General features: G+C 64.1%; 11 protein-coding genes. 6 read left to right on the top strand and 5 right to left on the bottom strand.

Annotated elements, in window-relative coordinates; genetic code table 11:
• Positions 1-812: AAA family ATPase (locus Q8R73_RS07695; protein WP_305718945.1), on the bottom strand; the 812-nt coding region annotated here is incomplete at its 3' end.
• Positions 813-1,111: 299 nt separating this feature from the next.
• Between Q8R73_RS07695 and Q8R73_RS07690 the strand changes: the two genes are divergently transcribed.
• The gene (locus Q8R73_RS07690) at positions 1,112-1,780 is read left to right on the top strand and encodes a DedA family protein (RefSeq protein WP_305718944.1); all 669 of its coding nucleotides are present in this window, start codon (positions 1,112-1,114) and stop codon (positions 1,778-1,780) included.
• Positions 1,781-1,795: 15 nt separating this feature from the next.
• Here the strand turns inward: Q8R73_RS07690 and Q8R73_RS07685 are convergent, their stop codons facing one another.
• Positions 1,796-2,452, bottom strand: coding sequence for a J domain-containing protein (locus tag Q8R73_RS07685; RefSeq protein ID WP_305718943.1), 657 nt, complete (start codon positions 2,450-2,452; stop codon positions 1,796-1,798).
• Between the two features lie 109 nt (positions 2,453-2,561).
• Between Q8R73_RS07685 and Q8R73_RS07680 the strand changes: the two genes are divergently transcribed.
• Entirely contained in the window at positions 2,562-2,840 is a 279-nt protein-coding gene (locus Q8R73_RS07680; protein WP_305718942.1) for a BolA family transcriptional regulator, read from the top strand.
• 45 nt (positions 2,841-2,885) lie between these two features.
• Here Q8R73_RS07680 and Q8R73_RS07675 read toward each other — a convergent pair whose 3' ends face one another.
• Genes Q8R73_RS07675 through Q8R73_RS07665 form a run of 3 tightly spaced genes read right to left on the bottom strand, consistent with a single transcriptional unit; the run spans position 2,886 to position 6,054 of the window.
• Positions 2,886-4,238, bottom strand: a complete 1,353-nt coding sequence (locus Q8R73_RS07675; RefSeq protein ID WP_305718941.1) for a hemolysin family protein — start codon at positions 4,236-4,238, stop codon at positions 2,886-2,888.
• A 47-nt stretch (positions 4,239-4,285) separates the two neighbouring features.
• Positions 4,286-5,434, bottom strand: coding sequence for a 3-dehydroquinate synthase (gene aroB / locus Q8R73_RS07670; RefSeq protein ID WP_305718940.1), 1,149 nt, complete (start codon positions 5,432-5,434; stop codon positions 4,286-4,288).
• The gene (locus Q8R73_RS07665; RefSeq protein ID WP_305718939.1) at positions 5,431-6,054 is read right to left on the bottom strand and encodes a shikimate kinase; all 624 of its coding nucleotides are present in this window, start codon (positions 6,052-6,054) and stop codon (positions 5,431-5,433) included. The genes aroB and Q8R73_RS07665 overlap by 4 nt, the downstream gene beginning before the upstream one ends.
• 156 nt (positions 6,055-6,210) lie before the next feature.
• Between Q8R73_RS07665 and Q8R73_RS07660 the strand changes: the two genes are divergently transcribed.
• From Q8R73_RS07660 to Q8R73_RS07645, 4 genes are all read left to right on the top strand, one after another.
• On the top strand, positions 6,211-6,357 hold the full coding sequence (locus Q8R73_RS07660) for a histidine kinase (protein WP_305718938.1): 147 nt from the start codon (positions 6,211-6,213) through the stop codon (positions 6,355-6,357).
• Between the two features lie 16 nt (positions 6,358-6,373).
• A complete protein-coding gene (gene xerD / locus Q8R73_RS07655; RefSeq protein ID WP_305718937.1) occupies positions 6,374-7,330 on the top strand; it encodes a site-specific tyrosine recombinase XerD in 957 nt (318 codons plus the stop codon).
• Between the two features lie 199 nt (positions 7,331-7,529).
• The gene (locus Q8R73_RS07650; RefSeq protein ID WP_305718936.1) at positions 7,530-8,495 is read left to right on the top strand and encodes an acetyl-CoA carboxylase carboxyltransferase subunit alpha; all 966 of its coding nucleotides are present in this window, start codon (positions 7,530-7,532) and stop codon (positions 8,493-8,495) included.
• Positions 8,496-8,785: 290 nt separating this feature from the next.
• Positions 8,786-9,145 (top strand): murein L,D-transpeptidase family protein (locus tag Q8R73_RS07645; protein ID WP_371126055.1); only part of this gene is annotated, 360 nt, incomplete at its 3' end.

The following is a 9,145-nucleotide window of genomic DNA, read 5'->3' as shown; positions in this document are numbered from 1 at the left end:
ACGGTCGAGATGTCGCCGGCGATGAAGCCGGCGCGGGTGAGATCGGCCAGCGCCACCATGGCGGAGACGATCTTGCGGCCTTCGTCGTTGTCGTACATCGGCGTCTTGGCGATGACGATGTTCACTTCCTGGTCGTGCGCCAGGTAGTTGAGCGTCGTCACGATCGACCAGCGGTCCATCTGGCCCTGATTGATCTGCTGCGTGCCGTGATAGAGGCCGGTCGTGTCGCCGAGGCCGACCGTGTTGGCGGTCGAGAACAGGCGGAACGCCGGATGCGGCTTGATGACCTTGTTCTGGTCGAGCAGCGTCAGGCGGCCGGACACTTCCAGCACGCGCTGGATCACGAACATCACGTCCGGGCGGCCGGCGTCGTATTCGTCGAACACCAGCGCGATGTTGTGCTGAAGCGCCCACGGCAAAATGCCGTCGCGGAATTCGGTGACCTGCTTGCCGTCGCGCACGACGATCGAGTCCTTGCCGACCAGATCGATGCGGCTGATATGGCTGTCGAGATTGACCCGCACGCAGGGCCAGTTCAGCCGGGCCGCGACCTGCTCGATATGGGTCGACTTGCCGGTGCCGTGATAGCCCGTGACCATGACGCGGCGGTTCTTGGCGAAGCCGGCGAGAATGGCGAGCGTGGTGGCGCGATCGAAGCGGTAATCCGAATCGACATCCGGCACATGCGGGTCGACCTCGGAATAGGCCGGCACCTCAAGGTCGCTGTCGATACCGAATACCTGACGGACCGACACCTTCATATCAGGCAAACCGGCGGGCTCGTGCACTTTGGTCATGGCGGCGGTCGTCATCAATCCTCCGAGGTCTCGGACGCTCCCGAAACCAGATTTGCTGAATGGCTGCGGATGGGTGCTCACAGGAACCTATCAGAGTGCAACGGCCGGCAGAAGCCCGCTGCTCAATCAAAGTTCCGCTGCGTTATCATCAAGATAGGTGCTGACCCCGGTTTTTGGAAGGCTGCCCTGCGAATCACGCCGTACTTTCGGCCGTCGAAAGTGGGTGCGGACCGGAAACGGCGGCTTTTTCCGCCTTCCCCATGGTCTATATTGGGCCCGCGGCCAAACCGACTGCAGCCGACACCCGGGATTTCATGGCTTCCTTCCTCGATCCCTGGATTGCGTTCATCGCCGCGCACCCCTGGCTGGGCTATCTGACGCTGTTTCTCGCCGCGTTGCTGGAGGCCATTCCCGTGCTGGGCGCGGTGATTCCGGGCTCGACCATCATCCTGGCGCTGGGCGCGCTGGTGCCCGGCGGCGAACTGCGGCTCGGACCGGTGCTGGCGGCCGCAATCGCCGGCGCCATGCTCGGCGATGGAATGGCGTTCTGGATCGGTCATCGCGCCCAACGCAAAATCCTGAGCGCCGGGCCGCTGTCGAATTACCCGCGGCTGGTCGCCCGGAGCGAGGCGTTCTTTCATCGCTGGGGCACGCTGGCGGTGTTCTTCGCGCGCTTCGTGCCGCCGATACGCGCCTTCGTGCCGGTCACGGCGGGCGCGCTCGGCATGCCGCCGCTGAACTTTTTCGCCGTCAACATCCCGGCAATCCTGCTATGGGCGGCCGCCCATGTGCTGCCGGGGGTGCTTGCAGTCTCCGCGTTGCATGAATACGCCGGTATTCCGCATCACACCGGGATCGGCAAACATTACTGGATATTGACGGTGACCGGCGGCGCGCTGCTGGCCGCGCTGGCCGCCTGGATCATCCGCCGCAGGCGCAGGCACATGATCACGTCAGCGCCCGAAGGAAACGATACCCGCTAGGGGTTCGAGGCCGGCTCAAACGCCGCGCACCACCGTCTTGAGGTAATTATACGCCTTGATGATCTCGATCAGGCGATCCTCGGTGGAGCGGTCGCCGCCATTGGCATCGGGATGGTGCTGCTTGACCAGCGCCTTGTATTTCGCCTTGACGGTTTCCAGCGTCGCTTCGGGGCCGAGCCCCATCACCTGCAGCGCCTTGCGCTCGGCGTTGAAGATCTTTCGGGTCTCGACCTTGGTTTCGCCGGCGGCGCCGCCGGGACCCGGCCGCCAGCGGCCGCGGCCGTTGAGCTCCGAGAACATGCTGAACGGGTCTGAAGCGGCGTCGATATCGGCCTCGGCGCCAGCCTTGCCCTTCTTGCCGCCATTGGCGCCCATCTTCCAGGTCGGACGATGGCCGGTCAGCGCATCCTTCTGGTAGCGCGCGACCGCGTCGGCAGCCATGCCGGAAAAGAAATTGTAGGACTGGTTGTATTCGCGGACGTGGTTGAGACAGAAGTGCCAGTACTCTTTCGAGTTCTCGCGGCCCTTGGGCGCGCGATGTGGCCCCTTGTTCTTGCACTCCGGCCATTCGCACATGGCGGATTCTTCGCGCGCGGCCGCCTGCTGCTTCGCGCTCAGCTTGTTGGGCTTGATGCGGATGCTGTCGAAGAATTTGGATGAATCAATCGCCATGGCTGACTATGACAACGCAATGCGAAAAGCTTCAAGTCTTGACATTGCGAATCCCTCGCTCTCGTGAAGCGCCATTGACGAAACACGGCATCGGACGTATTGCCCCGCCATGAGCGCCAGAGACACTATCATAAACAAGTTGCGTGAAGCTTTCGCGCCGGAGAGCCTCGACGTCACGGATGAATCACATCTGCATGAGGGCCACGCCGGTCACAGGCCGGGCGGCGAGACGCATTTCAGGCTCTATATCGTATCGTCGGCGTTCGAAGGGAAGAGCCGGATCGAACGCCACCGCATGATTAATTCGGTGCTCGAGGCGGAACTCGCCGATACCGTGCATGCGCTGGCGATCAAGGCCCAGGCCCCGGGGGAAGCCGGGGCCGCATAAACCGTCCCTGATGTCATGCCCCGCGCTGGCGAGGCATCAAATCTCCTAGAACGACGTGCCCGCCCGCTTCGGCTTCTTTTCCTCGAGTTCGGCCTCGCGCGGCACCGGGACGATCCGAAGTGCCGTGATCCGGTTGCGCTCCCGGCGCAGCACGCGAAAACGGAAGCCGTGGAAGGTGAAACTCTGGCCGCGTTCCGGGATCGACCGCGCCTCGTGAATCACGAGGCCGGCAACCGTGGTTGCCTCTTCGTCGGGCAGGTGCCAGTTCATCGCACGGTTGAGATCGCGGATCGGCACCGAGCCGTCGACCACCACCGAGCCGTCGGGCTGGCCGCGGACCCCGGCCACCACCACATCGTGCTCGTCGGAAATATCGCCGACGATTTCCTCCAGGATGTCCTCCAGCGTCACCATGCCTTCGACTTCGCCGTACTCGTCGACCACCAGCGCGAAATGGGTCTTGCGGCGGCGGAAGGCTTTCAACTGATCGGCGACGGGGCGCATCTCCGGCACGAACCATGGCGGCAGCGCGATGGCCGCGACGTCGATTCTGGTCGTATCGCCGTCGGCGGCCCGGATCGCGCGCAGCAGATCCTTGGCGTGCAGCACGCCGATGATGTTTTCCGGCTTTTCACGCCAAAGCGGAATTCGCGTGTATTCGGTCGCCAGCACCTCGCGCACCAGTTCCTCGGGCGGAAGATCGGCGTTGAGCATCACCATCTCGGTGCGGTGGACCATCACGTCCGAGACCTCCAATTCGCCAAAACGGAAAACATTCTGGATGTATTCCGCCTCGCCCTGTTCCATCTCGCCATGCTCGGCCGACATCTCCACCAGCCCCCGGATCTCGATGTCGGTGAGAATTTCCTGGTTGAGGTTTTCCCTGACGCCGAGCATCTGAAGGATCGAACGGGACGCGGCATTGAGCAGCCAGTTCAATGGATAGAACAGCAGGAAGGAGACATAGAGCGGATAGGCGATCCATTGCGATACCGGTACCGGCTGTCGAATCGCCAGCGTCTTCGGAACTTGCTCCCCGATCACGATATGCAGCGAGGAAAACACCAGGAAACCGACCAGAAACGACGTGAAATGAAGCGCCGAATCGGACATCCCCAACGGGGCCAGCACCGGCTCCAGCAGTGCTGCCACCGTCGGTTCGCCCACCCATCCGAGACCGAGCGAGGCCATCGTGATGCCAAGCTGGCAACAGGCGAGATAGGCCTCGATATTCCCCATCATTTGCTGCAGCAGGCGCGCGCCGAAGCGATTTTGCTCCACCATCGCGTTGATGCGAAAGCCCCGGCTCTTCACGAGCGCGAACTCCGCGGCCACGTAGAAGGCGTTGGCGGCGAGCAGGAAGATGGCGATCAGCAGATTGAAGATCGACTCGGTCATTGCGGTCCTGTGAGGCCGGGGGCGGGGCTCGATATGGTCGGCTGGAATCAGGGCTTGCGCGCGAGTCTTTCGGCAAGAAACCCGCGAACCCGCGAAGGCTCGACGTCGTTGGCAATCACGGCGCGACCGACCGCCTCGAGCAGGATCAAGGTGAGGCGGCCGCGCTTGACCTTCTTGTCCTGCGCCATCAGCGCCATCAGCGCGTCTGCGTCGGCCAGTCCTTCCTGGGCAAATCCCGCGATGTCCTGCAAATGGGTCGGCAGGCCCACTTCGGCAAGGTGACGTTTGATACGGGCCGCGTCGGCTTCGGGAATCATCCCGAGTTGCGCCGAAAATTCCGCCGCCAGCACCATGCCGACGGCCACGCCTTCGCCGTGGAACAGCCGGTCGGAGAAACCGGTGGCCGCCTCCAGCGCATGCCCGAACGTATGGCCGAGATTGAGCAGCGCGCGTTCGCCGGTTTCGCGTTCGTCCCGCGCGACGATCGCCGCCTTGGCGCGGCAGGAGGTGGCGATGGCGTGTTCGCGCGCGGCGCCGCCGCTGAAAATGTCGGCGTGATTGGCCTCCAGCCAGGTGAAGAAGGCGCCGTCGCCGAGCACGCCGTATTTGGCAACCTCGGCATAGCCGGCGCGGAACTGGCGCGGCGACAGGGTGTCGAGCACCGCGGTGTCGGCAACCACCAGCAACGGCTGGTGGAACGCGCCGAGCAGATTCTTGCCCTGCGGCGAATTGATCCCGGTCTTGCCGCCGACGGAGGAATCGACCTGCGCCAGCAGCGAGGTCGGCACCTGCACGAAATCGACGCCGCGGCGCAGGATCGCCGCCGCGAAGCCGGCGAGATCGCCGACCACGCCGCCGCCCAGCGCGATCACCAGATCGTTGCGTTCGATCCTGGCCGCGATCAGCGCCTCCGAAACCTGGGCGAGCCCGGCATAGGTTTTCGAGCCCTCGCCCTCATCGACGACGATCCGCGACGAGGCGATGCCGGCCTCCGACAGCGAGGCCTCGGTTTGCGCCAGCCAGTGCTTTGCGACCGTGCGATCCGTCACGATCGCCGAACGCGCGCCGGGCCGCAACGCGGCGACGCGCCGGCCCAGCGATTGCAGCACATCGCGGCCGATGACGATGTCGTAGCTGCGGTCGCCGAGCGCGACGTCGACGATGACGGAATCGGAGTGCTTCAGCGGCGCGGTCATGGTGTGGCACTCAATGTACTGGAGATCTGCCTGGACCCGCCGCCGCACAACCAGGCATGCAGGGCATCGAGACACTCATCGACGATTCGCTCATGCGGCACGTCGCGTGACCAGACCGTCAGATCGGCACGCCGATACACCGGCTCGCGTTCCTCGATCAGGCGCCCGACAGTCGCCGCCGGATCGGCAGTCTGCAGCAGTGGACGATCGGCGCGGCGCTTGACCCGCTTCATGATGATATCGGCATCGGCCTTGAGCCAGAGCGAAACCGCCTTGTCGCGGATGCGGCTGCGGGTTTCCTCGCGCATGAAGGCGCCGCCGCCGGTGGCGATCACCGCGGGTCCGCCGTCGAGCAGCCGCGCGATCACCCTCGCCTCGCCGTCGCGAAAATGCGGTTCGCCGTGGGTTTCGAAAATGTCGGGGATCGACATCCCGGCGGCCGCTTCGATCTCGATATCGGCGTCGAGGAACGGCAGATGCAGCCGCGTCGACAGCCGCCGTCCGATGGTGGATTTGCCGGCCCCCATCATGCCGACCAGCACGACCGAGCGCGTTCCCAGCGCCGAGATGATCTCGGCCTCCTGCGAGGTGCCGCCGGCCGGTGTGGCTGTATCGGGCATCAAATTGCTCATTTCGCGTCGGATGGCGGCATTCTGCGCCACCTATACTACCCCCGCCGATACCGTTGCCAGAGACTCTTGCCACGGAAGGACGAACATGTTCGTAGTCGGGCCCCCGATGATTTCAATGGTTAATTCGCCGCCTGAGGCTTACCGATGCCCAGCCTGTTCCGCTTTTTGACGGTCGTCACCATCCTCGGCGGAATCGTCTATGGCGTGGTTTTCGCGCTGGCAAACTTCGTCAATCCGAAGCCGCGGGAAATGACCGTCACCATCCCCCCGGACAGGTTTCTCAAGAAATAGGCGCTAGAGTGGGCGGATGCGCTCCAGACCCTCAGATGCCAAGCTGATCAACCTGTTCCTCGACATGCTGGCGGCCGAACAGGGCGCCGGCGACAATACGCTTGACGCCTACCGCGGCGACCTCACGGATTTCCAGGGATTCCTCGCCGGCAGCGGCAAGGGCTTTGTCGACGTCGAAACCGAGGCGCTGCGCGGCTATCTCGCCGACCTCGATTCCCGCGGCTTCAAATCCACCACCGTGGCGCGCCGGCTGTCGGCGCTGCGGCATCTGTTTCGTTTCCTGCTCAACGAGCGGATCCGCAGCGACGATCCCGCCGCCATCCTGTCCGGCCCCAAGCGAGGCCGTGGCCTGCCGAAGGTGCTGTCGATCGCCGATGTCGATCGCCTGCTTGTGCAGGCCAAGGCGATGACCGCCGCCGGCGAAGCCTCTGCGCCGCAGCGGCTTCGCGCGCTGCGGTTCCACTGCCTGCTGGAAGTGCTCTACGCCACCGGCTTGCGGGTATCGGAACTGGTGGCGCTGCCGCGCTCGGCGGCGCGGCGCGACATCAGCATGATCGTGGTGCGCGGCAAGGGCGACAAGGAGCGGTTGGTGCCGCTGAACGAAGCGTCGCGGCTGGCGATGGCCGACTACCTCGCGGCGATGGAAGCGCTGAAGCCGGAGAAGAAAAAAAACGCCGCAGCCTCGAAATGGCTGTTCCCCTCATTCGGCGAGAGCGGGCATCTGACGCGGCAGCACTTCGCCCGCGAGCTGAAGGAACTCGCCGCAGCGGCCGGCCTGGCGCCGCGGCTGGTCTCTCCGCACGTGCTGCGTCATGCCTTTGCGAGCCACCTGCTGCACAATGGCGCCGACCTGCGGATCGTGCAGACGCTGCTCGGCCACACCGACATCTCGACCACGCAGATCTACACCCATGTGGTGGAGGAGCGGCTGAAGAGCCTGGTGCGCGACCTGCATCCGCTGTCGGAGAAGTAGCCTCGCACTTTGCCGCCTTGACTTCGGCGCCTTCTGCCCCGAAACAGCCAGCTCCCGCCCGCGACCCCTTGCGCGTTGAAGCGAAAACGGGAACCCCGATTTGCGTCGGACCGCACGCTAAATGATTGAAATCGCGTGCCTTCTCCACACAACCGGAAACCGCTTCGCGTCCACGCCGCTTCGTCCTTATATTACCTAGATGCCGGATCACATGCGCAGCACCTATCTCGATTTTGAAAAGCCCGTCGCCGAACTCGATTCGAAGGTCGATGAGCTGCGCGCGCTGGCGGCCACCGGCAGCGACATCGGCGAAGAGATTTCGCGGATCGAGGAGAAGGCTGCACAGGCCCTGGCCGAACTCTACGCCAACCTGACGCCATGGCAGAAGACGCTGGTGGCACGGCACCATCAGCGCCCGCATCTGACCGATTTCATCAATGCGCTGATCACCGAATTCACCCCGCTCGCGGGCGATCGCAAGTTCGGCGAGGATGAAGCGCTGGTAGGCGGTTTCGGCCGCTTTCGCGGCGAGAGCATCTGCGTGATCGGCCAGGAAAAGGGCGCCACCACCGAATCCCGCATCAAGCATAATTTCGGCATGGCGCGGCCCGAGGGCTACCGCAAGGCGGTCCGGCTGATGGAGATGGCCGACCGGTTCGGCATTCCCGTGCTGTCGCTGGTCGATTCCGCCGGCGCCTATCCGGGGATCGGCGCCGAGGAGCGCGGGCAAGCCGAGGCGATCGCGCGTTCCACCGACGCCTGCCTGTCGCTCGGGGTGCCCAATGTCGCGATCATCACCGGCGAGGGCATGTCGGGCGGCGCCATCGCGATCACGACCGCAAACCGCGTACTGATGTTCGAGCACGCCATCTACAGCGTGATCTCGCCGGAGGCGGCATCCTCGATCCTGTGGCGCGACGGCACCAAGGCGCAGGAAGCCGCGACCAGCATGAAGATCACGGCCCAGGACATGCTGCGCTTCGGCGTGATCGACTCGATCTTGAAGGAACCCGACGGCGGAGCCCATCGCGACCCCGCCGCCATGATCGCGACCACCGGCGATGCCATCGAGCAGGCTCTCAACGACCTGCGCAACCTCGACCCCGACATGATTCGCAGACAGCGCCGGCAAAAATTCCTCGATATCGGACGCAAGCTGGCCTGAAACGGGCATTTCCGGTGGAAAATGGCCGCGCAATGGCGGCCCGATCGCCAATGTCGGGCTTTTTCGCGATTCAGCCATTTCGGCCCCAATTAGGCCCAGACATCGATATTTAACCTCTATTGACCATGCCTGACGGGGAACCGATCGCCAGGCCGCCCTCGGCTTGCGACCACGGGACCCAAAGGGTAGTATTTTAGTCAATGGCTTCAGGGCCTGGACGCCATGTTTGCGGTGCGAAAGTTGCGATTTAGATTGCGTTCAGAATTGCCCTTTGGGTGTGGAGCTCGGCATTGATCTATCGCTCGCTGTATCGCGCGCTCATTACCTCGGCCGCGCTCGCGGCCGGTGTGCTGCTGGCCGGCTGCAACAGCGACCAGATCTCGCTGGCGAATAACGCCAAGGCCAACCAGCCGGTCTCGCCCAAGCTGATCGCCGAAATGACGGCGAAGGACATGGACCTGCAGTCGCCGATGCTGGTCCGCATCTTCAAGCAGGAAGCCGAACTCGAAGTCTGGAAGCAGGACCGCTCCGGCCGCTTCGCGCTCCTGAAGGCCTATCCGATCTGCCGCTGGTCGGGCGACCTCGGACCGAAGATCAAGGAAGGCGATCGCCAGGCGCCGGAAGGCTTCTATTCCATCAGTCCGGCGCAG

It is taken from the genome of Bradyrhizobium sp., from assembly GCF_030697065.1.
In the GTDB taxonomy this organism is placed as follows: domain Bacteria; phylum Pseudomonadota; class Alphaproteobacteria; order Rhizobiales; family Xanthobacteraceae; genus Bradyrhizobium.
Note: the sequence above shows the minus strand (reverse complement) of the source record. Positions and strands in the feature narration are given on the sequence as shown.

Coding starts and splice junctions, on each gene's coding strand:
- xerD (WP_305718937.1), top strand. CDS start 6,374: ATGCGCTCCAGACCCTCAGATGCCAAGCTGATCAACCTGTTCCTCGAC.
- Q8R73_RS07665 (WP_305718939.1), bottom strand. CDS start 6,054: ATGCCCGATACAGCCACACCGGCCGGCGGCACCTCGCAGGAGGCCGAG.
- Q8R73_RS07680 (WP_305718942.1), top strand. CDS start 2,562: ATGAGCGCCAGAGACACTATCATAAACAAGTTGCGTGAAGCTTTCGCG.
- Q8R73_RS07685 (WP_305718943.1), bottom strand. CDS start 2,452: ATGGCGATTGATTCATCCAAATTCTTCGACAGCATCCGCATCAAGCCC.
- Q8R73_RS07675 (WP_305718941.1), bottom strand. CDS start 4,238: ATGACCGAGTCGATCTTCAATCTGCTGATCGCCATCTTCCTGCTCGCC.
- Q8R73_RS07660 (WP_305718938.1), top strand. CDS start 6,211: ATGCCCAGCCTGTTCCGCTTTTTGACGGTCGTCACCATCCTCGGCGGA.
- aroB (WP_305718940.1), bottom strand. CDS start 5,434: ATGACCGCGCCGCTGAAGCACTCCGATTCCGTCATCGTCGACGTCGCG.
- Q8R73_RS07690 (WP_305718944.1), top strand. CDS start 1,112: ATGGCTTCCTTCCTCGATCCCTGGATTGCGTTCATCGCCGCGCACCCC.
- Q8R73_RS07650 (WP_305718936.1), top strand. CDS start 7,530: ATGCCGGATCACATGCGCAGCACCTATCTCGATTTTGAAAAGCCCGTC.